The following is a 26989-nucleotide window of genomic DNA, read 5'->3' as shown; positions in this document are numbered from 1 at the left end:
TCAGTTTATGTCAATTGAGCTCAGAATTACCAGAAATCACGCTTAGAATTGAACAAAAAGAGCGTCTAATAGACGCCCTTTTTCATAGTATAGAGATTATTTGAGGGCACTAAGATACAAGCTTAAATACTCATCAGCCGACTTATCCCAGCAAAAATCCTGCTGCATAGCATGCAACTGAACGCGTTTTAATTCATTCGGTTGCTGGGCAAACAGTAGTAAAGAACGTTGTAGAGTGAGCAATAATTCTTTGGGTTCTGGTAAGTGGAACACAAAGCCAGTCGCGGTCTCAGGATCAGCATCATAATCATTAACGCTGTCTTTCAAGCCGCCTACTCCACGTACGATAGGTAACGTACCATAAGCCATGCTGTATATCTGATTTAAACCACAAGGTTCAAATTCCGATGGCATAAGGAAGAAATCAGACCCAGCTTCCACCAGATGAGCCAATTCGTTGTCGTAGGCCTCTATAAACTTGAACTTATCACTGTGTAAGGCTTCGATATCTTTGAGCTTAGATGCCAGAACTGGGTCACCTGTACCGACAATGACCAGTTGAACCTCATAACGCAAAAACTGGTCGAGTATCGGCAGTAAGTAATGGACGCCTTTCTGGTTCGTCAGGCGGCATACCATGCCATACACTGCACCGTCATTTTCCGCTAAACCAACGCGCTCCTGAAGAGCTCGCTTACATGCCTTCTTTCCTCTCACCATACTCTGACGATTGGGTTTGTAGTTAACTGGTAGATACTGGTCGGTTTCGGGGTTCCAAGCTGAGTAGTCACAACCATTCAATATACCCACTAAGTCACTCTCTCGATGTTTGAACTCAGCAGCCATACCATGGCTGCCTAGTTCTGTTTTCAGCTCTTGCGCATAAGTGGGGCTGACCGCATTGATCTTATCTGCATTCATCACGCCCGCTTTCAGCATAGTGACATGTGTTGAACTCACTGCGGCATCTGGTGCGTAACGAGTATGCATTTCAGGCAAAATCTGAAGCTCCTCGTAACTGAACACACCTTTAAATACCGCATTATGAACTGATAAAACACTTTTTGTTTGTTCAAAAAAAGCTGTGCGACCATATCGGTGTTTAAGCAGATAAGGAACCAATCCCGTATGCCAGTCATTTGCGTGTATAATATTGGGTTGAAAACTAAGCTTAGGCAGCATATCTAGACACGCTGCACTGAAAAAGGCAAAGCGTTCGCCATTGTCGCTGTAGGCTTGATTGTTTTCTGCGTACATCTCCGGGCGTTCAAAGTATCGCGGGCAGTCAATGGCGTATACGCTAAGCCCAGCAAGGTTCAATGCTTTGACGCTGTATTCAGTATGTGGCCAGTGATCCAGATTCGTCTCAAGCACAGTAGGTGCCAAGTCGATATGAGGGATTTTTTGATAAGCTGGTAGGGTTACTCGTACATCTTGTTTAAGTCTAAGAAGAGCCTCAGGCAGTGCCTTGGCAACATCAGCCAAGCCACCACTTTTAATCAGTCCTTCAACTTCCGATGCTACAAACAGAATAGATAAATTCTCAGTAGCCAACTCGCGCTCCTTTTGGTATGACGACAATTCCATCGTTAGACACGTGGAAGTGCTTTTTATCTTCCATTAGGTTTACACCAATTTGTGTTCCCGGTGCAATATCCGCGTCTTTATCAATGATGACACGACGCAATATACAGCCTTCGCCTACTTTCACGTCGCCTAAAAGGATACTTTCGCTAATATCGCACGTAGATGCAATGTTACTGCGGAACCCAAGTATAGATTTTTCAATTCGAGAGCCACGAATATAACTTCCATTGCACACTAAACTGTCGATGATCTGCACACGGCCATTATCTGAGTCAGAAAAAGTCGCTGGTGGAAGGGCTGGGTAGAAGGTATGCAAAGGCCACTTGCGATTGTATAGAGAGAATGGCGCATCTTTCTCAAGGAGATCCATATGCGCTTGCCAATATGCGTCAATCGTACCGACATCACGCCAGTACACTTCTTCTTTTTCGCCAGTAATACGGTTGGTGCTGAAATCATAAACAAACACATCACCGCGTGGAAACATCTTGGGAATGATATCTTTGCCAAAATCATGGGACGAATCCGGATTGTCTGCATCTTCAATCAATTCTGCAAACAGTGGCTGAGCTTCGAATACGTAGTTACCCATGGACACTAAAGCGTACTGAGGATCACCAGGAATCGGTTTGGGCTGTGCTGGCTTTTCCTCAAAACCAATCATTCTCCCCTCTTCGTCAACCTCTATCACTCCAAATTCAGACGCTTCAGATAAACGCATACGCAGCGCAGAAACGGTCAGTGAAGCCTGTTTTTCTTTATGGAAATCCAGCATCTGCTTGATATCCATCTTGTAAATATGGTCCGAGCCAAAAATGCAAACTTGCTCCGGCTCAGCCAGTTCCATGAAACGTAGGTTTTGATAAATCGCATCAGCTGTACCTTCATACCAACGTTTGCCTGTACGCATTTGAGCAGGGATTGGGTCTATAAATCGATCGGTGATACCGCTGATATTCCAACCTTTCTTGAGGTGGTGAAACAAGGATTGAGACTTGAACTGAGTGAGTACATAGATGCGCATTAAATCTGCATTTACGAAGTTGTTTAAAGCGAAATCAATCAGGCGATAACTACCGCCAAAAGGAACCGAAGGCTTGCTGCGAGACTCTGTCAACGGACGCAGGCGAGAGCCTTCTCCCCCAGCTAAAATCATTCCTAAAACACCAGCCATTATTTATTCTCCATAATAATTTTTTAATTCTAGATAAGTTGTTATTTCGGGGACTTATCTTTGTCTTCCTAGTTACTAGCCTGATCTCAAAAACACACGATATGGGATATTTAACTAGCCATTCGTACATAAATTAACTTTATAATTCATCTGTTATTTATTCTTTAAGTGTGCACAAGGTTTACTATAAATTACCGTATTTCATTAATTTTACAATTTAAAAGATGCCATACCTTGAACGCGACAAAGTTTGCTTTTTGCTGCCCTGAAGTAAGTCACAGAATCGAGCCCAGATAATACAAGCCTTTAACACTAAGCTTACACAGTGGTCACTTAGACCTCTTTTTTTGCTTTCAACATGATATGAAGGTGAGATGGCAGTTTAGTGAATCTCAACCATGACGATTTAATCGGCAACATTTACCTACACGACCGTCGACCACATACACCAAACAATAAAAAAGCAGCCCAGAAGGCTGCTTTCGAATTTAATTTATATGGGAAACTTTATTTCGCGGCTTTTTTACGCTTGTCGGTCACTTCCCACTTGCCATCAATGTAAAGCGCAGTATAACCCGATGGCTTACCATCAACCTCAGAACGAACATAGTTCTCTTTCGATTTACGGCTGAAACGCACTACCATAGGAAGACCATCTGGATCTTTTTCAGGCGCCGTCGTGAGATAGTGGAATTTCGGAGAAATACGGTCTTTAAAACGAACTAACTCTTCGACAAGAGGAGCACGAGTCTCACGTGATTTAGGGAAAGTACTTGCGGCTAAAAACAGACCTGAAGCACCATCACGCAATACAAAGTAGGCGTCTGAGTTTTCACATGGTAACTCAGGAAGATGAACGGGATCTTCTTTAGGCGGCGCGACTTCGCCGTTTTTCAAGATCTTACGCGTGTTCTTACATGTCTCGCTAGTGCAATCCATGTATTTACCAAAGCGACCGTTCTTTAGAACCATGTCACTGCCACACTTGTCACACTCAACAACAGGGCCGTCGTACCCTTTCACCTTGTACTCGCCATGCTCAACGATGTAACCATCACAATTAGGGTTATTACCACACACGTGTAGCTTACGCTTATCGTCGATCAGGTAAGCGTCCATTGCAGTTTCACAAATCGGACAACGCTTTTTCGCACGAAGTGCTGCTGTTTCAACGTCTTCTTCTAAAACGTTAATGATGCCTTCTTCGTCACCCAAATTAATGGTGGTCTTACAACGCTCTTTTGGCGAAAGTGCATAACCTGAACATCCAAGGAATACACCTGTCGATGCTGTTCGGATACCCATTTCACGAGAACAAGTTGGACACTCGATATCGGTGTAGACGATATGGTTTGGCTTCATGCCACCAAGGTCTTCATCTTGCTCCGCTTTTTCCAGATCACCGGTAAAGTCACCAAAGAAGTTATCTAGCACCTTCTTCCAGTTCGCTTCACCTTCAGCAATTTGGTCAAGCTTTTCTTCCATGCGAGACGTAAACTCATAGTTCATCAACTCATGGAAGCTATCATCTAAGCGATCCGTTACGATTTCACCCATTTTTTCAGCGTAGAATCGACGTTGTTCAACTTTCACGTACCCACGATCCTGAATGGTCGAAATGATAGACGCATACGTTGACGGACGGCCAATGCCTCTCTTCTCAAGCTCTTTAACTAACGCCGCTTCTGTAAAGCGCGCCGGTGGCTTAGTAAAGTGCTGTTTAGGATCTAAGTGAATCAAATCAACCTTGTCACCTACCTGAACAGCGGGCAGGATCTGGTCTTCATTCTTACCTAGTGGACGCTGAACACGAGTCCAACCATCAAACTTAAGAATGCGGCCTTTGGCCTTAAGCGTGTACTCAGCAGCTTTGACGCTCACTGTCGTAGAATCATACTTTGCAGGTGTCATCTGACACGCGACAAACTGATTCCAGATCAGTGAATACAGTTTATGCGCATCCGCTTCCATGCCTTTCAGATCGTCAGCTTTAACTGCCACATCTGAAGGTCGGATTGCTTCGTGCGCTTCCTGTGCACCTTCTTTGCTGCCATACACATTAGGTTTAGCCGGAAGGTAAGCGTCACCGTACTCATCGCCAATGAATCCACGAACGGTTTCTACAGCTTCTGCGCTCAAATTCGTTGAGTCGGTACGCATGTAAGTGATGTAACCCGCTTCATACAGACGCTGAGCTAACATCATTGTTTTCTTAACGCCGTAACCTAAACGAGTGCTGGCTGCTTGCTGAAGTGTCGAAGTAATGAAAGGAGCAGAAGGCTTGCTCGACGTTGGGCGGTCTTCACGTTTACATACTTCGTACGCTGCTTTTTCCAGTACAGCAATCGCTGACTGCGTTTCAGCTTCATTAGACGGCTTAAACGACACACCATCTTTCTGAGCAACCTGCAGACGGAAATCGGTCTTGTCAGCGGTTTTAGTGTCCGCGTGGATGTCCCAAAACTCTTCTGGAACAAACGCTTTGATTTCGCGCTCGCGCTCAACCAATAGTTTTACCGCAACAGATTGTACACGGCCAGCAGACAGACCACGCGCGACCTTTTTCCACAACAGTGGTGAGACCATAAAGCCCACAACACGATCCATAAAACGGCGTGCCTGTTGAGCGTTAACGCCATCCATACTGAGCTCTCCCGGTTTCTGGAAAGCCTGTTGAATCGCATTCTTAGTAATTTCGTTAAAGACAACTCGTTTGTATCGCTCTTCATCGCCACCGATGATCTCACGAAGGTGCCATGCGATAGCTTCTCCCTCGCGATCCAAATCGGTTGCGAGGTAGACACGGTCTGCATCTTTCGCAAGCTTCTGTAGCTCAGCAACAACTTTTTCTTTACCAGGTAAGACCTGATAGTTAGCTTCCCACCCGTTAAACGGGTCGATACCCATTTTTTTGATCAGCGCTTTACGGTCTTTTTCTTTTTTGATTCGAGCTTTTTCTTCAACACTCAAACCTTTCGTAGAGACAGCTGCGGCTTTCTGGCCAGTACTCTGACCTGCGGTAGGCAGATCGCGAACGTGACCCACACTGGACTTAACGATAAAGTCCTTACCTAAATACTTATTGATGGTTTTAGCCTTGGCTGGCGACTCCACAATAACGAGTGACTTACCCATATTGACTCAAGTGTCCTTAATATGATTTCGGCGATTTAACGCACGACATACTTTAATATAATGCTTCTTTTTTACTATTGAGCGAGAAACTCAGAAGATCAATATCTTTTTTCAAATTCAACATTGACTGGTCGACAATTCGACGAATGGTCTTTACTCTATGTTTAGAAAGTGCCACATACTAAACGTGGAAAAGAGGCTTTCGCTAGTACAACAAAAAAAAATTTTGCCTCCGGTCACAAAACCTATCCTCTTCCCTACCCAACATTGGCTCAAATTAAATTGATCTGACGCATTTGCTTTCGTGTCCAACCCACTTAAAATCCCCCTGTATAAAGGTAAACATTGATAAGCGAGTGATACATATGGCTCACAAAAAGTCATTTCCAAATTCGAATTGTTACTGATCGCCAACCACATCATTCAGGAACATGAAGACTATACGGAAGGAATCCGAGCAGACAGTGTCGAAGAGATAGATGACGTGTTAGTGTTCAAAGGGAATTACTTTTTGAATGATGAAGGTCTACCGACAGCAAGCACTACCGCTGTTTTTAACATCTTCAAATATTTGGCACACCACTTATCGAAAGAATTTACTTTAGAAGATTAGACCGCTCAATCAAACCCTGATGACGTACATCAGGGTTCACGACAATTAGCAGCTCAGCGAGTCCAGTTTGTCAAAATAATCCGGGAAGGTCTTTGACGTACATTTCGGATCATTGATCGTTACAGGTGTATCACTTAAAGCAACCAAAGAGAAACACATTGCCATACGATGATCATCATAGGTGTCAATCGCAGCATGGGTTAGTTGAGTAGGTGGCGTGACAACAATGTAATCTTCCCCTTCTTCCACCTTTGCACCGACTTTACGCAACTCTGTTGCCATTGCCGCTAAGCGATCGGTTTCTTTCACTCGCCAGTTGTAGACATTGCGGATAGCCGTTGTGCCTTTAGCAAACAATGCCGTCGTTGCAATTGTCATTGCCGCATCAGGAATATGGTTGAAGTCCATATCGACAGCGTTTAGCTGACCAACACGAGAGATGACGTAATCGTCACCCCATTCGATTTCGGCTCCCATTTTTTCTAGCGCATCAGCAAACTGGATATCGCCTTGAATGCTTTTTTTTACCGATACCTGTCACTTTGATTTCACCACCCTTAATGGCAGCAGCAGCAAGGAAATAAGACGCAGAAGAAGCGTCACCTTCAACTAAAAAATCACCAGGAGCAACATAAGATTGACCTTTACGGATAACAAACTCTTGATAATCGTTGTTCTCTACCTCAACACCAAACTGCGACATAATGTGTAGAGTGATGTCAATGTAAGGTTTGGAGACCAGCTCTCCAACAATTCTGATGGTCACATCGTCTTGTGCTAGCGGAGCCGACATCAAGAAGGCCGTCAGGAATTGACTGGAAATCGAACCATCAATTTCAACCGTGCCACCTTTCAGGCCCGTGCCTTTAATTTTCAGAGGTGGGAAGTTTTCATTTTCCAAATAGTCTACATTTGCACCAGCCTGACGAAGTGCTTCAACGAGGTGGCCTATCGGACGCTCTTTCATACGCGGCTCGCCAGTCAATACATACTCTCCGCTTCCCAGACATAAGGCAGCGGCGAGCGGTCGCATCGCCGTGCCTGCATTGCCCAAGAAAAGCTCCAAGGCTTCTGGTGTATCAAAAGCTCGACCTAATCCTTCTACTTCGCACACCGTTTTGTCTTGCGACAAGGTATAGTTAACACCAAGTTGAGTTAACGCATTCAACATATGGCGAATATCGTCGCTGTCTAGAAGGTTGGTTAGGCGAGTCGTTCCCTTTGCCAGTGCCGCGAGCAATAGTGCACGGTTAGAAACGCTCTTAGAACCGGGTAAGTTGACCTCACCATTGACTTTATTGATAGGTTGTAACGTAAGGCTTTCCATTAAATTCAGTTATTCCTTGATCACTTTGCCTTCCTAAGCAAGCGATGAACAATTCTTCGTACTTGCAGCCTATCTAAAATCGACATCTAAAACTAGACCAAAATCACAATTAGTCGCGATCTTTTATCTGGTATCTACATTAACAGCACGCAGGGTGCATCAATACTCTTTGTCAACCCTAACGCCGTTGTCAAAATACAGTATTCGTACCTTGTCCCCACGCTCAAACAGCATTGTGTTATCGACATCCTGAATCACATCAATCAACTTATTTTGGTCTGTGCTAATCAGAACCTCGACCAGCTTGTACTCCACTTTATATTCCTGATTGGCACGCTTATGAGCGATGCCCGCCCCTGCCACCGCGCCAACACCAGTGGCGACTTGTTTACCTGTTCCACCACCAAATTGATTGCCGATAACACCGCCGACGACAGCGCCAAGCAAAGTTTCCCATCCTGAAGATTCAGCTTTAACAATATCTTGTTGTGTAAGATAACGAACTGAGTCCACTTCACCAAATACGACCTGATTTACGGGTCTGGCCTGATTTCTCTCATATGCTGCATTGGCAACAAGCGGAAAAATGAATAAGATCCAAAGCCACTTTTTCATCATGGTTCTCCTGTTTCATGGCGATTTACTTAACAGAGCTCGACGAAAACAAACTTTGGTTCCCGTCTCCTTACGAAGCATTGAGCGATCCTAATGGTTTGCTTGCCTTTGGCGGTGATCTTTCACCGGATCGCCTTTTGCTTGCTTACCAAAATGGGATTTTCCCTTGGTATGGACCTGGTGAACCTCTTTTGTGGTGGAGTCCATCTCCGAGAGCTGTATTTGATCCTAAGACATTCAAACCGGCTAAAAGTCTTAAAAAGTTTCAACGTAAGCACAAATATCGGATCAGCATCAACCTAGCGACCGAGTCAGTCATTGATCGTTGTGCTTCGATGCGGCCAGAACATGAAACTTGGTTGAACCATGAAATGCGTTCCGCCTATAAACGAATGGCATCTCTTGGCCACTGCCACTCTGTCGAGGTTTGGAGCAATGATGAACTGATTGGTGGCCTGTATGGTCTATCGATTGGTCAAGTTTTTTGCGGAGAATCTATGTTTAGTCAGCAAACCAACGCGTCTAAAATAGCGTTGTGGTATTTCTGTGAACATTTCAAAGCGATGAACGGCAAACTGATCGATTGTCAGGTCATGAACCCACATCTCAAGTCTTTGGGGGCTCAAGAGCTTGAACGCGATGAATTTATGCAAAGCCTGCTATCCTTAAGACAGGAAAAGCTTGTCGATAACAGTTTTAAAGCTCAATGGCTTACGCTGCCCTCAGAGGAGAATCAATGAGTTCCGATCTGCAACAAATCCGTATTGGATTAACCGACTGCCACCCTTGTAGCTATCTAAAAGATAAGCAAGAACGGGTTGCAGTAGCCTTAGATCCAACAATGCATACCGCTTCTAGCTATGAAGTGTTGCTGGCAAACGGGTTTCGACGCAGCGGTGATACGATTTACAAGCCACATTGTGACCAATGCCAAGCTTGCCAAGCAATCAGAGTCTCAGTACCTGATATTGACCTGTCCAAAAGCCAAAAGCGTTTACTCAATAAAGCAAAAGATTTAAGTTGGGAGCTGCGCGACGAGATGATTCCGGGCTGGTTTGATTTGTATTCTCACTATATCAACGTCCGCCATAGTGATGGTACCATGTACCCGCCTAAGCAGAACGAGTTTGCGAAGTTTTCTCAATGCCACTGGCTGAACACTCAGTATTTACATATCTATGACCAAGACCGCCTGATCGCTATCGCTGTCACTGATATTCTTTCCAATTCTGCCAGTGCGTTTTACACCTTTTTCGATCCTGATTACCCATTATCTTTGGGTACTCTCGGTGTATTGTATCAGCTTGAATACTGTCAACAGCAAGGAAAACAGTGGCTCTATTTGGGTTATCAGATTGATGAATGCCCTGCAATGAGTTACAAAGTCCGCTTTCAGCGCCATCAAAGGCTAGTAAATCAGCGTTGGCAAGGGTAGAATACGCCCCAACTTTACTTATTTCATTTTTATCGGCGAAACCAGTCGGTTGAAATTATCCATTTTTAAAAGAGGATTAAATGGCTAAAGAAGACGTAATTGAGATGCAAGGCACTGTCCTTGATACTCTTCCAAACACAATGTTCCGTGTTGAGCTAGAAAACGGTCACGTAGTTACTGCTCACATCTCTGGTAAAATGCGTAAGAACTACATCCGTATTCTTACTGGTGACAAAGTAACTGTAGAGATGACTCCATACGATCTATCCAAAGGTCGCATCGTCTTCCGTGCTCGTTAATCTCTGATTGCCTCGCGCAATCCGAATTAGCCGAATACAACAAAAAACGGAGCCTGAAGCTCCGTTTTTTGTTGTATTGCATTGGAATTCTTACTTACCGAGCGCTTCTTTGTAATGCTGACGGCATACCGACACGTATCGATCGTTGCCCCCAATCGCAACCTGATCACCTTCAGCAATCGCATTTCCGTGCTCATCCGTACGAATGACCATATTCGCCTTGCGTCCACAATGACAGATGGTTTTCAGTTCTACCAATTTATCCGCCCAAGACAGAAGGTATTTACTGCCTTCAAACAACTCTCCCAAAAAGTCGGTACGTAGGCCATAACACAAAACTGGGATACGCAGTTTATCCACCACCTCGGTCAACTGGTATACCTGTTCTTTAGTGAGGAACTGACACTCATCCACTAAGATACAATGACGCTTCTCTTCCTCATGTAACGCGATAATGTCTTGGTACAGGTCAGTATCCGCGCGAAACAATTGCGCATCTGATTGAAGACCGATACGAGAGCTCACTTTACCAACCCCATATCTGTCATCCAATGCAGCGGTGAAAATCACGGGCGTCATGCCACGTTCTTGGTAGTTAAAAGAGGATTGAAGAAGAGTGGTGGATTTCCCCGCATTCATTGCAGAGTAATAGAAGTACATCTGAGCCACTGGTTGCTACCCGTATAAATATGATAAAAAGAAAAGGGCTGAATAATCAGCCCTAGAAAGATCTGTTATTTGCGACGCCAAGTAGTCCCTTCCGGACCATCTTCGAGAATGATTCCTTTCTCATTTAACTTGTCGCGAGCTATATCAGCATTGGCCCAATCTTTTGCTGCACGTGAATCATTACGCAGCTTGATAAGCGCTTCGATTTCAGCCACTTCATCGTCATCGCTCGCATCACCTTTCAGAAAAGCTTCAGGATCTTGGTACAAAATACCAATGACATCGGCCATCTCGCGCATCAGTGAACCTAATGCGCTAGCCTGTTCGAGATTATCGGCTTTGATGCGATTAATTTCTCGAGCGATATCAAACAACACCGAGTAAGCTTCAGGCGTGTTGAAATCATCGTTCATCGCTTCAGTAAAGCGTGCAACGTACTCTTCACCACCAGCCGCAGGTACGGTGATATCTAAGCCACGAAGTGACGTATATAGACGCTCAAGAGAGGCGCGAGCCTGATTCAGGTTTTCTTCACTGTAATTCAACTGGCTACGGTAATGTCCTGACATTAAGAAATAACGAACCGTTTCAGCATCATAATGACCAAGGACATCGCGAATGGTAAAGAAGTTACCCAGCGACTTCGACATTTTCTCTTTGTCGACCATCACCATGCCACTGTGCATCCAAGTATTCACGTATTGAGTATCGTGTGCACAGCATGACTGAGCGATTTCATTTTCGTGATGCGGGAATTGAAGATCCGAGCCACCACCATGAATATCGAAATGATTGCCTAAGATTGACGAGTTCATCGCTGAACACTCAATGTGCCACCCTGGACGTCCTGGTCCCCATGGCGATTCCCATGTTGGTTCTCCAGGTTTAGACATTTTCCAAAGAACAAAGTCTAGCGAGCTGCGTTTAGCACTTTCGATCTCAACACGAGCACCAGCTTGTAGCTGTTCTAAGTCTTGGCGTGACAGCTTGCCGTAATCGCCATATTTGGCGATCTCAAACATAACATCACCATTGTCAGCAACATAGGCAAATTCGCGCTCGATCAATTTTTGAACGAGTTCGATAATCTCCGTAATGTATTCCGTTGCACGAGGCTCAACATCTGGGCGCTTCATATTCAATGCGTCAAAGTCAGCGTGCATTTCACCAATAAGGCGCTCCGTTAAAGAGTCACAGCTCTCGCCGTTTTCATTTGCACGTTTGATGATCTTGTCATCGATATCAGTGATATTACGAACGAAAGTCAGATCATAGCCAAGATAGCGCAGGTAACGAGACACTACGTCAAAAGAAACAAACGTACGACCATGACCAATGTGACAGAGATCGTAGATGGTGACTCCACAGACATACATGCCAACTTTGTCAGCATTGATTGGTTTGAATTCCTCTTTCTGTCTTGTGAGTGTGTTATAAATCTTTAACATGATCTCTATCTAATTATTTGGGTGAAAAAATAGTGCCTCAGTATATCAAGATGCTTGGCATCAGGTCATCCCTGAAATGTTGAAAAAGCCATCAATAAGTGGATTAATCACCGAGATGGAGCAACTTTTCACGTATAAAAGTGGTGAAAGTTCATATAGAATTCAGACTTTCAGTCAAAGTCATAAATAAAGGACATCATCATGATCACCCTTCACACTAATTTTGGTGACATCAAAGTTAAACTAAACGAAGAAAAAGCACCAGAAACATGCGCGAACTTCCTGCAGTACTGCCGTGATGGTTTCTACGACAACACGCTATTCCACCGTGTTATCGATGGTTTCATGATCCAAGGTGGCGGCATGGAATCAGGTCTGCGTGAAAAAGCGACTCGCGCATCTATCAAGAATGAAGCAAACAACGGCTTGAGCAACAAAGTAGGTACACTTGCAATGGCGCGTACCATGGAACCACACTCTGCAAGTTCACAGTTCTTCATCAACGTGAGCAACAACACTTTCCTAGATTTCCGCAGCGAAAGTCTAGACGGTTGGGGTTACTGTGTGTTCGCGGAAGTGGTCGAAGGCATGGATATCGTCAACCAAATTAAAGGGGTAAGCACAGGCTCACAAGGCATGCATCAAGATGTTCCTTTAGAAGACGTTGTCATCACAGGCACCACAATCGAAGATTAATGATTGTTAGGGAGAGCATTTGGCTCTCCCTAGTTGTTCCTTCAGGTTCACACACTATGACCACATTATTTATATCAGACCTCCATCTCTCTCCCACTACACCAGATATCACGGATTGCTTCATTCGCTTTATGCGTGAAGAAGCGATTCATGCTGACGCCTTGTATGTTCTCGGCGATCTGTTCGAATTTTGGATTGGCGACGATGACCGCTCAGACTTTGCTAAGCAAGTCCGACACGAGTTCAAACTGTTGACGTCTCTTGGAGTACCTTGCTATTTCACCCAGGGCAATCGAGATTTCTTGGTTGGTAAACGCTTCGCTAAACAAACTGGCATTACCTTACTAGGTGACGAAACAGTGATTGATCTCTACGGTAAAAAGCGGTCGTTTTGCATGGAGATACACTGTGTACTGCGGATGTAAAATATCTCCAGTATCGAGAAAAAGTGCATCAACCTTGGCTACAATGGTTGTTTAACCGCATCCCAATGTTCATTAAAAAGAAAATTGTTTCGAAAGTTCAATCTGATATTCATACCGACAAACAAACCAAATCGCTCGATATAATGGACGTGACACAAACGGAAGTGGAAGCGGTCATGGCAGACCATAATGTCGATTTGATGATTCACGGACATACACATCGCCCTAATGTGCATGTGTTCAAAACGCACAATTCAGAAAAAACCCGTATTGTTTTAGGGGATTGGTACACTCAAGGCTCAGTTCTGGTCTATGCTAAAAATAGCTTCAAGTTGGAAGCTAGGCCATTTCAGACTTCCATGTAAGAAGCTGACTAAACTCTTAATTATTCATTGGAATCTGGCCAATTCCATAACAAATAATAAGACGTTGGGACTAGGTTTTGAAAAACTCTTACATCGCCAGACAACCCATACTGGGTAGAGATAAACACACGGTAGGGTACGAACTCTTGTTCAGGGATGGGCCCAAGAACACCTTTCCTGAAGTTGATCCGGACCACGCGACCAGTCGTTTGCTTTCTGATCACTTCCTCAACACGCACTACGACACTCTGGGTGACAAACTTGGGTTCGTTAATTTCCCTTACCAAAGTTTAGTTAACAAAGTCCCAACTTTATTTCCCAAAGACAACATGGTTGTTGAAATTCTTGAAGATTGCGCACCAACACAAGAACTATTGCAAGCCATTAAAGAGATGGCTGAGGAAGGATATAAAATCGCTCTGGATGACTTTGTTCCGAGTAAAGAGTGGAAAGCCTTTCTCCCCTATATCTCAATCATCAAATTTGATATCCGACTAGTTCCGATAGAAAAAGCTAAAATTTTCATGATGAGTCTTGAAGGTTCAAATATTGAGTTCTTAGCAGAAAAAGTTGAAAACTATGAAGAGTTTGAGCAAGCCAAAAGAGCAGGATTTGAATATTTCCAAGGCTACTTTTTCAGCAAGCCTGAGATAATCAGCAAAAAAGCGTTGGAACCCGCTTTCATGACGATCATCCAACTTTTAACCGAAATTTCGAAAGATGATATTGACTACAACACCATTGAGTCACTCATCAGCAAAGATGTGTCGTTATCTTACAAACTACTGACTTTTGTCAATTCGTCCGCCATAGTACAAACACAAATTCAGTCTTTCCGTCAGGCTTTGGTTTATCTTGGTGAGGATAAATTGCGCAAATTCATTTCTCTAGTCTCGCTGGCATCGAGCCAAGATAGCAAACCCGACTATCTGTACGGGTTGTCTATCCAACGTGCCCGCTTCTGCGAGCTGATCGGAGAAAAGCTTCAAGTAGAACTTGGTGCCGGACAAGCTTTTCTTACTGGTATGTTCTCGTTGCTCGATAGTCTTCTAGACAAGCCATTGGATCTTATCGTGAACGAGATTCCTATCGAAGAGGCCGTAAAGCTGGCATTGACAAAGAATGCAGGCATACTAGGCAGTATTCTCATGTTAACCGAAGCGTATGAGTTAGCTGAATGGGAAGAGGTATCCAACCTTAGCGAGTCTCTTGGTTTAAATCCAAAAGACATCATTTCAAGCTATAACGCTTCCGTTAAATGGACCGCAGATCTTCTCTCAGTATCAACAAAATAGCGTTTCATTGGAGCCATCATGCAATATTGCCCTTGTGGGACAGCAAAGCGCTACAGCGATTGCTGTGAGCCGATTCATCTCGACCATTCTAAAGCCACGACGCCTGAAAAATTAATGCGTTCTCGCTATAGCGCACACGTTAAGCAATTGGTCGATTATGTAGTAGAAACTTATCACCCAAGTTGTCATGCCAATGAACAACGCGAAGAAATTAAACAATCGATAGAAAGTGATTGGTGCAAGTTGGAAGTCATCAATACAGAAGTAGGCAAAGATGCGAACGAAGGTTTCGTCACTTTTAAAGCTTATTTTAACGACGACAAAACACAACATTGCCTGGAAGAGCGCTCTCGTTTTGTAAGAGAGAATGGCTTGTGGTACTACATTGATGGCACGTTTCCAGAGCCCGATATTGACCCACGGCTCAATCAAACCATAAAACAACTCAAAGTCGGCCGAAATGATCCTTGTATCTGTGGCAGCGGTAAAAAGTTTAAGAAATGCTGCGGCTAAACCGTCAGGCAACAAAAAAGCAGGATGAATTTCCTGCTTTTGCGTATCAGAGCTTAGTCGGACACTAAGCGTCCTTATTTGGGTTGACTCGAACAATATCTTGCTGATCTTGCTTGAACTGCTTTTTCAGTTCCGCTTTTGACTTAAAACTGATCTCGCCCCCTTGGGCCACCGTCATATGTTGCGCTTCTGCGTTATGCTTAGATTGATACAACATCACAGCTTGCATACACGAATCTCGCTGCTCGTGAGAAAGTGGTGTACCCTCAGGCCACTTCCCCGTTTCTACAGCATAGAGTAGACGCTCATATGCCTCTGGTGTAATGGCATTAATTAACTGCTCTGCGTCCATGGTCTATCCTTAAGTTGTAACTGAGATGGAAAGAACATAACTGGATAGCATTCTTAGTCAAGATTGCACCCAAGAATAAGTGTAACGGATCACAAGCAAATCAAATTATGAATCATATAAGAGCGCTACTAATCTTAAGTCTGGCTATTGCGTTATCAGGGTGTTTCGAAAATCGTCAGAACACTGACAAACTATGCGCCGATAATCCCAGATTACAATGTGAACGGCTTAATATGAACGATGGTCAGTGCCGTGTACCTAGAACCGACTTGATTTGGCATCGTAATGATGTGCTTAAACAACCGACCGACAGCAATATTATTGCCGAATACCACTATCTGGCGGCCTATAAGAAGTGCCTTGAATTAGCCTCACAGATACAGCCTATTGAACAGCCTGGACTAAAAGAGCGTCGATTCAATGCATTAATCAACTCAGGGGAGGACTTAGAACAATTGGTCGAGCGAATTCGTCAATCTTCTTCTCCAGAATCCCTCTATTTCCTTTGGAGCCAAACGGGTGATGACGAAGCACAAAGAAGCTTCCTGCAACTCGAAGGCACTCCGGCTCTGGACACTCCTGAGATGCAGTATGCACTTGCTACCTTTTATACCAGCCGTGATCTGGAGAAAACAATAAGCTTACTCAACAAATCGCTCGAACTGAGTAAAGGCAAGAACCTTAATACGGACATTTTTAAGACACTGGCTAGTATTACCTATCAACAGAATCGTAAAGAACAAGCTTACATTTGGGCGATGGTGGCGAGTCGCTTCGACGTTCCCATTATCGGCTCAGCGCAGGAAATGAAAATTCTTTATGGATTCAGCCAAGACAAGTACAAACAGCTCGATGATATTGCCGACAATATTGAAAACGCGCTCGATAGCGGCCGTTACCAAAGAGACATGGTTCCTAACTTCAATTAGCGTCGACAACATGAAAGGATTAAACAATGAGCGGTGAATTAATCACCGCTTTTTTAAGAATTGTTGAAAATTAACGACACAGAATTCACACAAAATCTTTCACCTGTTGTCTTTGGCCCATCAGGAAAAACGTGACCCAAGTGGCTATCACAAGCTGCACACCTAATCTCTGTTCTCACCATTCCGTGACTTAGATCTTCCAAATAACGAATAGCCTGATCATTAATAGGGGCATCGAAACTTGGCCAACCACAACCGGAATCATACTTGTTATCTGATTGAAATAGAGGGGCCTGACAGCAGGTACAAGAATATACCCCAGTTTCCTTGTTTTGCAGTAACTTACCTGTGAACGGTGCTTCTGTTCCCTGCTCACGACAGATGCGATATTCTTCTTCAGAAAGCTTTTCACGCCAGTATTCATTGGGTTTGATGACTTTTTTATTATCCTGTTCCACTTTGTCTTTTTCTCCGAATTAATCACTATTACTGTGACTTTTTTTCTCAAAAACTTGCGCAATTTATTGTTTGTAGCACATACTTTGAATCCATAAAAGGACGCTTAAACTTTGATCAAAAGTGAAAGCGTTTGATCTATTTTACGTCAACTGGTTAAACAAGAAACCTATAATCCGTTCAAAAGATAGTCAATTACGACTGATTGTGAAAAAAAGCGACGCTTTTTTTTGACTTTAAACAAGTTAAGTCCGATTATCTGTTGCAGATTTTGACTGGATTCTGTAATTTTACTACCAGTTATCTTTAATCAGAAATTAAGTTGTGGAGCAACTATAATGACTATCAAAGTAGGTATTAACGGTTTTGGCCGTATCGGTCGTTTCGTATTCCGTGCAGCACAAGAGCGTAGCGACATCGAAGTTGTAGGTATCAACGACCTGATCGATGTAGAGTACATGGCATACATGCTTAAGTACGATTCAACTCACGGCCGTTTCAACGGTACTGTTGAAGTTGAAGGTGGTAACCTAATCGTTAACGGTAAGACTGTACGTGTTACTGCTGAGCGTAACCCAACTGACCTTAAGTGGGACGAAATCGGTGTTGACGTTGTAGCTGAAGCAACTGGTATCTTCCTAACTGACGAGACTGCACGTCAGCACATCACTGCTGGTGCTAAGAAAGTTGTTCTAACTGGTCCTTCAAAAGACGCAACTCCAATGTTCGTAATGGGTGTTAACGACAGCACTTACGCTGGTCAAGACATCGTTTCTAACGCTTCTTGTACAACTAACTGTCTAGCGCCTATCGCTAAAGTTCTTAACGACAAGTTCGGTATCGAATCTGGTCTTATGACTACAGTTCACGCTACTACAGCAACTCAAAAAACGGTAGATGGTCCTTCTGCTAAAGACTGGCGCGGTGGTCGTGGTGCTTCTCAGAACATCATCCCATCTTCAACTGGTGCAGCTAAAGCGGTAGGCGTTGTTCTTCCAGAACTCAACGGCAAACTAACTGGTATGGCTTTCCGTGTACCAACTGCTAACGTTTCTGTCGTTGACCTAACCGTTAACCTAAAAGAAGGTGCATCTTACGAAGCTATCTGTGCAGCGATGAAAGAAGCTTCTGAAGGCGAGCTTAAAGGTGTTCTAGGTTACACTGAAGACCAAGTTGTTTCTCAAGACTTCATCGGCGAAGTTCAAACTTCAGTATTCGATGCTAAAGCTGGTATCGCTCTAACTGATAACTTCGTTAAAGTTGTATCTTGGTACGACAACGAAATCGGTTACTCAAACAAAGTTCTAGACCTAATCGCTCACATCTCTAAGTAATTAGATAGTTAGCAATTAGCGAATAACTTCGTTAAAGAAAAGGCGGCTCTAGAGTCGCCTTTTTTTGTATCTAGACTTTTAGTAATACAAACTCGACATTGCATATAATGTGCGAAATATGTCGAAAAGCTCTCCCCAGCGATAGGAAACTACACATGGATTTAAACACTCTCCCAGCCCTGACCGTGTTATCTGACAACATCACTATCGTTGAAGTTGATCAGGTAAAAGTCGTCCGCGTGATTCATGAAAAAGCAACGGCAGGCATCGCGCTGCACGGTGGACATGTCGTATCGTTCACGCCAGTAGGCCAAGAAGATCTGATTTGGATGAGCGACAGCGCCATTTTCGATGGTAAGGCAGCGCTTCGTGGTGGCATTCCAATTTGCTGGCCTTGGTTTGGCCGCATTGCTGCGCCTGCACATGGCTTTGCTCGTAACAATGAGTGGTCACTGCTACAACATCGTGAAAATGAACAAGGCGTTGTGATTGAGCTCGGACTGAAACCTTCAGAGCAAACGCTATCAATCTGGCCGCATAAATTTGATGCGCGTTTAATAGTAGAAGTCAGCAACGCGCTTAAAGTAACGCTCGACGTCACCAATACTGATACGAAACCTTGGGAATTTTCAGGCGCATTGCACACGTATCTTAACGTAGGCAACATCAAACAAGCACAAACTACTGGGATGGGCCCTGAATACATCGATAGCCTAAAAGCAGGTGCAATCTGTCAAGGGGACAAGGTTCTTCAACTTACTGATACTATAGACCGTGTTTACACTCAGCCAGAAGCGCAAATTTTAGTTAAAGATCCAGTGTTGGATCGAATACTAAGCGTGGAGAACCAAGGCCACAACTCGGCTGTATTATGGAATCCATGGGCACAAGGTGCTGAATCTATGCCGGATATGTCCGATGACGGCTACCTTACTATGCTGTGTGTGGAATCGACACTGCATGCACCCAATATCGACCTTGGAAAAACACTTCAACCTGGTGAATCACACCAACTGATCACGACAATCTCAGCTCGATAACTCTTTTCACTGCAGGCCATGAGGCCTGCAATGCACGACCTCGCTCGAAATTATTTCTCTCGCCATCAGGTCTTTTAGTCTACACACGCTGTTCAACGCACATTCTTTAACCTTCTAATTACTTAAATAGTTAATAAGAATCAATTATCACCTTTAAACAAGTTGTTATCATCACGATTGAATGACAACTGGATCACTATTGTCAGCGATAAGACACGTCTCCAAAGAGAGGATAATGAAACAATGTTCGAAAAATTCAAAAACCAAAGTGTTGGCTTTCAGTTGAAGTTGGTCATACTGCTTTGCTTGCTCGTTTCCTTCGTAGGTACCGCGACGCTTGTTTATCGAAATGCATCCAAAGTACTGCTTGATAACACACTCAAAGGTCATCAAACTGAAGTCGAAGCCATGGCAATGACTATTGCTGGACAATTTAATGCCTACCTGCATACCGCAAAAGTTTTGGAGTCTACCTTTAGGAATGGTTATCTTGCAGGCGTTTACGTAGAAGACTACTCCGTCGACTTTAACGGTCAACAAGTTGTGAATGTCACTCAGTACGGTGAAAGCTTGATCAATGATGCAAAACTGGTGGACAGCTTTACCCGTGATACGGGGGCAGTGGCCACTCTATTTGCTCCTTTTGATGGCGACTTTATTCGTATATCCACTTCACTCAAGGACCCGTCAGGCAATCGTGTCGTGGGCAGTACATTAGGTAAAGACCACCCTGGTTACAACCAGCTCATTAGCGGTCAACCCTATTATGCTCAGGTCAAACTATTCGGTGAGAACTACATTACCTACTATGCACCATTGAAGAATGCAGAGAATAAGGTGATAGGTATTACATTCATCGGTCTGCCTGTTGAGCAAGCAACACAAGATCTCTTTAACTCGTTGCGCTCTATCAAATGGGGCGATACGGGTTACACTGTCGTGGTGGACAATAGAGAAGACAATTTAGGCCATTACCTGCTCCATCCTGTTCATGACGAAAACACGGCGCCGATCATGGAAATCGCCGACTATGATGGCAACAAACCTTTTCATCAAATTTTCGAACAGAAAAGTGGCCTGATCCGCTACCCATATGAATATCAGGGCAATGTTGGAGAGAAATACCTCGTCTACACAGAAGTTCCTGGTTGGAACTGGAAGTTGCTAGGCGGAACATTCATCAAAGAAGTCACCAAAGGCAGTGATACTTTACTCAAGCTGATCATCACGATCGCAACCGTAGTCGCTCTGGGCACCTTCGTCATTTTAACCGTTTTTCTTAACCGTAACCTCAAGCCACTGACGATACTAAACGGATACATGACTCGTCTCGCGAAAGGTGAGGTCAGCCTAGAGATCCCTGCGACAGGTAAAACATCCAACAATGAAATCATCAACCTGAATAATGGCGTCGCCCATATGGCGGGGCAATTGAATTCCTTGGTTAGCGAAATCCGTTCTACAAGTGATGCTGTTCAAGACGCGTCACGAAGCGTATCTCAGGATGCCAACCAAAACCTCGGCCAATCTGACATCCAACAACAACAGGTTGAGCAAGTTGCAACCGCTATTGAGGAAATGGCTTCGTCAGCACAGTCGGTAGCACAGCAAGTCGAAGCGATTGCCGAGAATGTCCGCCTCACCAACGAAGACAGTCAGTCAGGGTTGGAAAAAGTAGAAGGGGTATGCATTGATGTCGCGCAGCTTAACGATCAACTGGACAATTCCGCGCAAGCCATAGAGCAGGTCAATAAAGACAGTGAAGCTATCCAAACCGTTACCAAGATGATTGATGAAATCGCTGAGCAAACCAACCTACTCGCTTTAAATGCAGCGATTGAAGCAGCACGAGCGGGGGAGCAAGGTCGAGGCTTTGCCGTTGTCGCCGATGAGGTACGTACTTTAGCGCATCGGACACAAACGTCTGTTCAGGATGTAGTCACCATTATCGAAAAATTAAAGTCCTCTACAGTCAACGCGGTCAATTTGATGGGGCAAAGCCAAAGTAATGCAAATCAAGTGCTCGATAAGGCTCAAGAAGCAGGGTCAGCATTAGAGGCCATTGCATCGCAAGTCCAATCTATTGCCATGCAGGCGGATACCATAGCCGCAACCTCTGAAGAACAGGCAAACGTATCGCAAGAAATTGCCGCCAACGCCAATTCTATCAGTGAATTGAACCGTGAAAGTCGAGCCACTAGCGCTAAAACGGCTCAAAGTGCCGAAGAGCTGCAGACGCAAGCCAGCTCATTAAAACAGCAAGTCGACTTCTTCAATTAATAACAAAAAGGGGCAGATATATTCTGCCCCTTTTTCCGCAGTGTTATCTTTGCCATGCTAGTCTCAAAACTCGGTTCCTGTTAGAATTCGCGCTCTTTTTGTCATCCTGAGATCCTTATGTCTTATACCTGTCCTTTATGTCATCAAAGCCTGTCGCTCATTGGCCACACCTTTCGCTGTGAGAACAATCATGCTTTTGACTTAGCCAAAGAAGGCTATGTCAACTTGATGCCTGTTCAGCATAAGCGTTCCAAAGATCCGGGCGACAATAAAGAGATGATGCAAGCACGCCGTCGTTTTTTAGAGAAAGACTACTATCGCCCGCTGAAAGACAAAGTGGCTCAAGTCTGTGCTCAATACCTTGAGGGCACTCAGCACCAGTTACTTGATATTGGTTGTGGTGAGGGTTATTACACCACAGAGGTCGCGAGACAACTTTCAGTACAACACCCAGAGGCAGTGACTTATGGCATCGATATATCTAAGGTAGCGATTCGCTATGCGTCTAAGCGCTACACCAACTGTTCTTTCAGCGTGGCATCGAGTACACGCCTTCCTTTTTCAGACGGCAGTCTAGATGCCGTATTGCGTATCTACGCCCCTTGCAAACCACAAGAGCTAGCAAGAGTCGTCAATCACAACGGTGTCGTGATCACAGTCACACCTGCGGCCCGTCACCTTTACCAACTTCGTGAGCACCTCTACCAAGACGTCAGATTGCATAGTGAAGAGCCAGAAAATATCGATGGGTTTGTCCTCCAAGACTCTCTCAAGCTGTCCTATACTATGCCTTTGCAGGATGGTGATGCGGACGACTTGCTTCAGATGACACCTTTTGCCTGGAAAGCGAGTGAGGAACTGCGTGATTCTCTAAAATCAGCTAAGTTATTTGAATGCGAGGCAGATTTTATGATTCGTATCTATTGCAAACAGCCAAATTCAGCATTTAGATAATAATTCTCATTTAGATTGAGTTATCTTGCTGCCTCCATTAGTATGCTCGCATCATATTTAGGAGGCCTGTTATGCGCAAACTTCTCACTGTATCTTTGGCTTGCCTGACCTTGTCAGCTTGTTCAACGGCAACTCATCAAGAAGTGACCAGTTTCTACGATTACCAACTCTTCACCCCCGACGCTCAAGCCGTGTCTTTAAGTCGTTTTGGTAAAGACATTCAAAACGCAGACATCATTTTGGTGGGAGAATGGCATACCCATTCAGGTGTTCATCGCTTTCAAACCGACCTAGTCAAAGCGCTTATTTCACAAGGCCATGATGTCGCTGTCTCTATGGAGCAATTCTCTCGCGACAGCCAAAGTATTATCAATCAGTACCTAGCGGGTGAAATTGGTGAACAAATGCTGATTAAGAGCGCTAGCGCCTGGCCAAATTATGAAAGTGACTATCGCCCATTGGTTGAGCTGGCTAAAGCCAATCAGATCGATGTTATCGCCGCCAATGCCCCCAAGCCAATAGTGCGTTGCATTGGGCGGCAAGGACTTGATTACCTTGAAAAGCTTACCCCTGAACAGCGCGCTTATGTGGCCGAGACCATCGATGTCGCCCCCAGCCCATACAAAGATAAATTTATGGCGTCGATGCACCACGGCAAACCTGAACAAACAGAAAAACAGTTTTCCGCTCAAGTGACATGGGATGAAACTATGGCTGAAAGTATGATTCGTTATCTTGAACAGAACCCTTCCAAGCAGATCATCCATCTTGCCGGTAAATTTCACATCGAAGACGGGTTAGGCACAAAGGCCTCAATTCTCTCTAGAAAGCCGGATTTGAATGTTGTAGTGATCACTCCGACAGAGGACGTCATATCTGATAGCCGAGATTACCAGCTAAAGGTCCTCGTTCCTCCTGTACGATATGTACAAATGGAGAATCAAATGAAGGCTTACCACCGTCTAACAAAAAGAAACCAAGACTTATCTTGTCTTTAAGACGGCATTGATTTTGCTGACTATGATACGATAATTTGAATCCACATCATAAAAATCCAACCAATAGCACTGTTTTGATATGCAATGTGTAAATCAGGCACACTTTGTGCTTGAATATATTTCATACAAAATCGACATATTTTGCACAAGTTTTTCGCTCATTGGTCGATATATTCCATGAGGATGATGTAAGGAGATCGCTATGACACCAGTAGGAATGGAGCCAGCAAAGCTGACACCAGCCCAGCAGGTCAAACCTCAAGCGAATCAAAGTGAGTCAAATAATGGCTCTGCGCCGCTTAAAGTGGAGCAAAATAAAGTCACGCTTTCTGATGAAGGAAAAGCGTTGCTTGCCGCTTTGCAGGAAATTGATAAAGAAGCGAAAGCTGCTGAAAAAGCCAATAAGACGGTTGGCGAGCAGGTAGAATCTTTCACCCATGGTGCGTTAGGCATTGATAAACCTGACGAAATCAAAGAAGAAGACGATGGCGCTTACTCTGCGGGGCAATACCTTTCCGCCGCGGCAACAGTGGGCGGAATACTTCTCGCGCTAATATAGAGTGAACCCGCTCGATGGCTTTTCCCCTTCCTCCGAAACGAATCAGTGACGGTGGGGAAAGGCTGCGCCCGTTATGCCCCCCTGTTATGCTCGAGAGTCAACACAGGTTACATTATTAATACGCACTGAGGGCCCTCACTCGTCAATGAAGGCTTAACACAACAGTAGCGTTCGGTCCAACTGCTACCCCCTTGCATTGTGTGTCTTACCTTGTTGCAAAACATCGAATACCGCTGATGTACGGGTATCCTGCTATTAAAAAACCTATTTTATTCTACTTTTTTCGTGTCAGTGGGCACAGAAACCAACAATGAAATCAATTTTATAAATCAATACATTGATGAAATAAATATGAAATGTAACAGTGATTTAATCGGGACGCTTTTATAAATAAGGACAATTCGATGAAGCACTTAACCAAACCTCTTGTCGCGGCAGCCGCGGCTTCTGCGCTCTCTTTTAATGCACTTTCTGCAGACATTAAGAACGTCATTCTAATGATTGGTGACGGAATGGGCCCACAGCAGGTTGGCCTGCTAGAAACTTATGCCAATCAAGCCCCGAATTCCATTTACCAAGGTCAACCAACGGCACTGTTTAAACTCGCTCAGGAAGGGGTAATCGGTTCCTCACTGACCCACCCTGAAGATGCCATTGTGGTTGACTCTGCTTGTTCAGCAACCATGCTTTCAACAGGTATTTATACTGGCTCCGAGGTCATTGGTATCGACTCTCAAGGTAACCATGTTCAGACTGTTTTAGAAAAAGCTAAAAGCATGGGCAAAGCAACCGGGTTGGTTTCTGATACTCGCCTTACTCACGCAACCCCAGCCTCATTTGCCGCACACCAACCTCATCGCTCTCTTGAGAATGACATTGCATCTGACATGTTGGAAACAGGAGCAGATGTCATGCTATCCGGCGGCCTTCGTCACTGGATTCCAAAGTCCACCAACGACAAAGGCGACACATACAACCAGTTAAAAACACTGACTCAGGGCGATGTTTACCTTAAGTCGAAGCGTAAAGATGACCGCAACCTACTCACTGAAGCACAGCAAGACGGTTACTCACTTGCCTTTAACCGTGACATGATGGCAAAAGCGCAAGGTGATAAGTTGCTTGGCCTGTTCTCCTACTCTGGTATGAACGACGGCATTGCTTATAGCGTGAGTAAAAATGATCCAAAGCGTACTCAACCAAGCCTCAAAGAAATGACAGATAAAGCGCTGGATATCCTTTCGAAGGACGAAGACGGCTTCTTCCTCATGGTCGAAGGCGGCCAAATTGACTGGGCGGGACACAGTAATGATGCTGGCACCATGCTGCATGAAATGATCAAATTTGATGAAGCCGTCAATACTGTTTATCAATGGGCACAAGGCCGTGAAGATACCATTGTCATCGTCACCGCTGACCATGAAACGGGCTCTTTTGGCTTCAGCTATTCCTCTCAGGATCTGCCAAAACCAGAGCAACGTGATGGCGAAGCTTTTGCCGAGCGTAGTTACGCTCCTAACTTTAACTTTGGTGCATTTCAGATCTTAGATGGATTATACAACCAGAAGAAGAGCTATTACGGCATCGTGAGTGAGTTCCAAAAGCTGGATAAAAATCAGCAAACTGCAGCTAAATTTGCCGAATTAGTGAATAAAAATACCGACTTCCCAATAACTTCTGGCCAAGCCGCGAACGTCCTTGCCAGCAAACCTAACCCATATCGCTTGGCAGGGCATAAGTATCTGTCTGTTGAGGAAGTTCCGGCAATTAACGACTTCGACGCCTTCTTCCCATATAACGATCGCGGTAACCTGCTTGCACGTGAGCAGGCCACTGGCCAAAACATTGTATGGGGCACGGGTACGCACACACATACCCCAGTAAACGTGTTTGCTTGGGGGCCAGCAGAAGCCATTATTCCTGTGTCTAAAATCATGCATCACTCGGAGCTGGGTGAATACATCAAGACACAAGTTAAATGAGCGTACTTTGAAGCTTCAATAGAATAAAACGCCCTACGGGGCGTTTTTTAATGGTGTCAGTTTATGTTGACTCGCTTTGAGGGGCAGGTTAGAAATAATGGTTTATCATCGATCAGCATCGTATTATGTGTGAAATATTCTCTAATCAACCTCAAGAAAACTATCAGATTATTGCCCGTTCGATCCGAATCGATGGACACGCCACCAGTGTTAAGCTCGAAGCCAGTTTCTGGAAGATCTTAGAGGACATCGCGCAACAGCAATCTATGACACTACCCCGCTTTATCAGCGCGATTTACTCAGAAGCGTTGAAATATAATGGGGAAATCAAAAACTTCACCTCCCTACTTCGCTGTGCTTGCCTAATCTACCTTCGCCAGCCCGATGATGTAATGGCAGCCGTTAAGCAGCAGCTCATAACCCATCAGTAAAATCTTTTCATTGTCGTACCCCGGTACTACCTTCTGCTCAAATTTACCCCTTATTCTTCCAGCCTACAGAACAGGAGG

The 26989-nt window shown here is 44.5% G+C and carries 24 protein-coding genes and 2 pseudogenes; 17 read left to right on the top strand and 9 right to left on the bottom strand.

The window, feature by feature from the left end; all coding sequences use genetic code 11:
• Window positions 1–96 precede the first annotated feature (96 nt).
• From glgA to topA, 3 genes are all read right to left on the bottom strand, one after another.
• Complete coding sequence (glgA, locus tag KW548_07430; GenBank protein QXX07781.1) at window positions 97–1554, bottom strand: glycogen synthase GlgA; 1458 nt, start codon at window positions 1552–1554, stop codon at window positions 97–99.
• Window positions 1544–2761, bottom strand: coding sequence for a glucose-1-phosphate adenylyltransferase (gene glgC, locus KW548_07425; protein QXX07780.1), 1218 nt, complete (start codon window positions 2759–2761; stop codon window positions 1544–1546). The genes glgA and glgC overlap by 11 nt, the downstream gene beginning before the upstream one ends.
• Window positions 2762–3268: 507 nt before the next feature.
• Window positions 3269–5896, bottom strand: coding sequence for a type I DNA topoisomerase (gene topA / locus KW548_07420; protein ID QXX07779.1), 2628 nt, complete (start codon window positions 5894–5896; stop codon window positions 3269–3271).
• A gap of 382 nt (window positions 5897–6278) precedes the next feature.
• On the opposite strand from topA, the gene KW548_07415 reads away from it, so the two are divergent.
• Window positions 6279–6509: a DUF2498 family protein gene (locus tag KW548_07415; GenBank protein ID QXX08001.1), complete on the top strand. Its 231-nt coding sequence runs from the start codon at window positions 6279–6281 to the stop codon at window positions 6507–6509.
• A 45-nt stretch (window positions 6510–6554) separates the two neighbouring features.
• On the opposite strand, the pseudogene aroA reads toward KW548_07415, so the two are convergent.
• Both aroA and KW548_07405 read right to left on the bottom strand, forming a co-directional pair.
• A pseudogene (gene aroA / locus KW548_07410) lies at window positions 6555–7836 on the bottom strand (3-phosphoshikimate 1-carboxyvinyltransferase).
• Window positions 7837–7995: 159 nt separating this feature from the next.
• Window positions 7996–8451: a glycine zipper 2TM domain-containing protein gene (locus KW548_07405; protein ID QXX08000.1), complete on the bottom strand. Its 456-nt coding sequence runs from the start codon at window positions 8449–8451 to the stop codon at window positions 7996–7998.
• Window positions 8452–8468: 17 nt separating this feature from the next.
• Here KW548_07405 and aat point away from each other — a divergent pair, with 17 nt between their 5' ends.
• The 3 genes from aat (at window position 8469) to infA (ending at window position 10185) form a co-directional block, all read left to right on the top strand.
• Entirely contained in the window at window positions 8469–9191 is a 723-nt protein-coding gene (gene aat / locus KW548_07400) for a leucyl/phenylalanyl-tRNA--protein transferase (protein ID QXX07778.1), read from the top strand.
• Window positions 9188–9886, top strand: a complete 699-nt coding sequence (locus KW548_07395) for an arginyltransferase (GenBank protein ID QXX07777.1) — start codon at window positions 9188–9190, stop codon at window positions 9884–9886. Before aat ends, KW548_07395 begins: the two co-directional genes overlap by 4 nt.
• Window positions 9887–9966: 80 nt before the next feature.
• The gene (gene infA / locus KW548_07390) at window positions 9967–10185 is read left to right on the top strand and encodes a translation initiation factor IF-1 (GenBank protein QXX07776.1); all 219 of its coding nucleotides are present in this window, start codon (window positions 9967–9969) and stop codon (window positions 10183–10185) included.
• Between the two features lie 90 nt (window positions 10186–10275).
• On the opposite strand, the gene KW548_07385 is transcribed toward infA, so the two are convergent.
• Both KW548_07385 and cysS read right to left on the bottom strand, forming a co-directional pair.
• Window positions 10276–10854, bottom strand: coding sequence for a thymidine kinase (locus tag KW548_07385; protein ID QXX07775.1), 579 nt, complete (start codon window positions 10852–10854; stop codon window positions 10276–10278).
• A gap of 65 nt (window positions 10855–10919) precedes the next feature.
• Window positions 10920–12302 carry a cysteine--tRNA ligase gene (gene cysS, locus KW548_07380; protein QXX07774.1) on the bottom strand — a complete coding sequence of 461 codons (1383 nt, stop codon included), beginning with the start codon at window positions 12300–12302 and terminating at the stop codon, window positions 10920–10922.
• A gap of 201 nt (window positions 12303–12503) precedes the next feature.
• On the opposite strand from cysS, the gene KW548_07375 reads away from it, so the two are divergent.
• From KW548_07375 to KW548_07360, 4 genes and pseudogenes are all read left to right on the top strand, one after another.
• Window positions 12504–12998, top strand: a complete 495-nt coding sequence (locus KW548_07375; protein ID QXX07773.1) for a peptidylprolyl isomerase — start codon at window positions 12504–12506, stop codon at window positions 12996–12998.
• Between the two features lie 56 nt (window positions 12999–13054).
• Window positions 13055–13788 (top strand): annotated as a pseudogene (gene lpxH / locus KW548_07370) (UDP-2,3-diacylglucosamine diphosphatase).
• Between the two features lie 77 nt (window positions 13789–13865).
• On the top strand, window positions 13866–15083 hold the full coding sequence (locus KW548_07365; GenBank protein QXX07772.1) for an HDOD domain-containing protein: 1218 nt from the start codon (window positions 13866–13868) through the stop codon (window positions 15081–15083).
• Window positions 15084–15101: 18 nt separating this feature from the next.
• Complete coding sequence (locus KW548_07360) at window positions 15102–15596, top strand: YchJ family protein (protein ID QXX07771.1); 495 nt, start codon at window positions 15102–15104, stop codon at window positions 15594–15596.
• Window positions 15597–15660: 64 nt separating this feature from the next.
• Here KW548_07360 and KW548_07355 read toward each other — a convergent pair whose 3' ends face one another.
• The gene (locus KW548_07355) at window positions 15661–15948 is read right to left on the bottom strand and encodes a DUF1315 family protein (GenBank protein QXX07770.1); all 288 of its coding nucleotides are present in this window, start codon (window positions 15946–15948) and stop codon (window positions 15661–15663) included.
• A 107-nt stretch (window positions 15949–16055) separates the two neighbouring features.
• On the opposite strand from KW548_07355, the gene KW548_07350 reads away from it, so the two are divergent.
• Window positions 16056–16877: a DUF2989 domain-containing protein gene (locus tag KW548_07350; GenBank protein ID QXX07769.1), complete on the top strand. Its 822-nt coding sequence runs from the start codon at window positions 16056–16058 to the stop codon at window positions 16875–16877.
• A gap of 53 nt (window positions 16878–16930) precedes the next feature.
• On the opposite strand, the gene msrB is transcribed toward KW548_07350, so the two are convergent.
• Window positions 16931–17335: a peptide-methionine (R)-S-oxide reductase MsrB gene (msrB, locus tag KW548_07345; GenBank protein ID QXX07768.1), complete on the bottom strand. Its 405-nt coding sequence runs from the start codon at window positions 17333–17335 to the stop codon at window positions 16931–16933.
• A gap of 336 nt (window positions 17336–17671) precedes the next feature.
• Here msrB and gap point away from each other — a divergent pair, with 336 nt between their 5' ends.
• The 8 genes from gap (at window position 17672) to KW548_07305 (ending at window position 26911) form a co-directional block, all read left to right on the top strand.
• Window positions 17672–18667, top strand: coding sequence for a type I glyceraldehyde-3-phosphate dehydrogenase (gene gap / locus KW548_07340; GenBank protein QXX07767.1), 996 nt, complete (start codon window positions 17672–17674; stop codon window positions 18665–18667).
• A 155-nt stretch (window positions 18668–18822) separates the two neighbouring features.
• A complete protein-coding gene (locus tag KW548_07335; GenBank protein QXX07766.1) occupies window positions 18823–19707 on the top strand; it encodes a D-hexose-6-phosphate mutarotase in 885 nt (294 codons plus the stop codon).
• Window positions 19708–19950: 243 nt separating this feature from the next.
• Window positions 19951–21987, top strand: a complete 2037-nt coding sequence (locus KW548_07330; GenBank protein QXX07765.1) for a methyl-accepting chemotaxis protein — start codon at window positions 19951–19953, stop codon at window positions 21985–21987.
• A gap of 117 nt (window positions 21988–22104) precedes the next feature.
• A complete protein-coding gene (rlmA, locus tag KW548_07325) occupies window positions 22105–22941 on the top strand; it encodes a 23S rRNA (guanine(745)-N(1))-methyltransferase (GenBank protein QXX07764.1) in 837 nt (278 codons plus the stop codon).
• Between the two features lie 71 nt (window positions 22942–23012).
• Entirely contained in the window at window positions 23013–23939 is a 927-nt protein-coding gene (locus KW548_07320) for a ChaN family lipoprotein (GenBank protein ID QXX07763.1), read from the top strand.
• A 202-nt stretch (window positions 23940–24141) separates the two neighbouring features.
• Window positions 24142–24498, top strand: a complete 357-nt coding sequence (locus tag KW548_07315) for a hypothetical protein (protein ID QXX07762.1) — start codon at window positions 24142–24144, stop codon at window positions 24496–24498.
• A gap of 404 nt (window positions 24499–24902) precedes the next feature.
• The gene (locus KW548_07310) at window positions 24903–26480 is read left to right on the top strand and encodes an alkaline phosphatase (protein ID QXX07761.1); all 1578 of its coding nucleotides are present in this window, start codon (window positions 24903–24905) and stop codon (window positions 26478–26480) included.
• Window positions 26481–26605: 125 nt separating this feature from the next.
• Window positions 26606–26911, top strand: coding sequence for a ribbon-helix-helix domain-containing protein (locus KW548_07305; GenBank protein QXX07760.1), 306 nt, complete (start codon window positions 26606–26608; stop codon window positions 26909–26911).
• Window positions 26912–26989 lie beyond the last annotated feature (78 nt).

This window comes from Vibrio neptunius (assembly GCA_019339365.1).
In the GTDB taxonomy this organism is placed as follows: domain Bacteria; phylum Pseudomonadota; class Gammaproteobacteria; order Enterobacterales; family Vibrionaceae; genus Vibrio; species Vibrio neptunius.
This window is presented reverse-complemented; position numbering and strand designations above follow the sequence as displayed.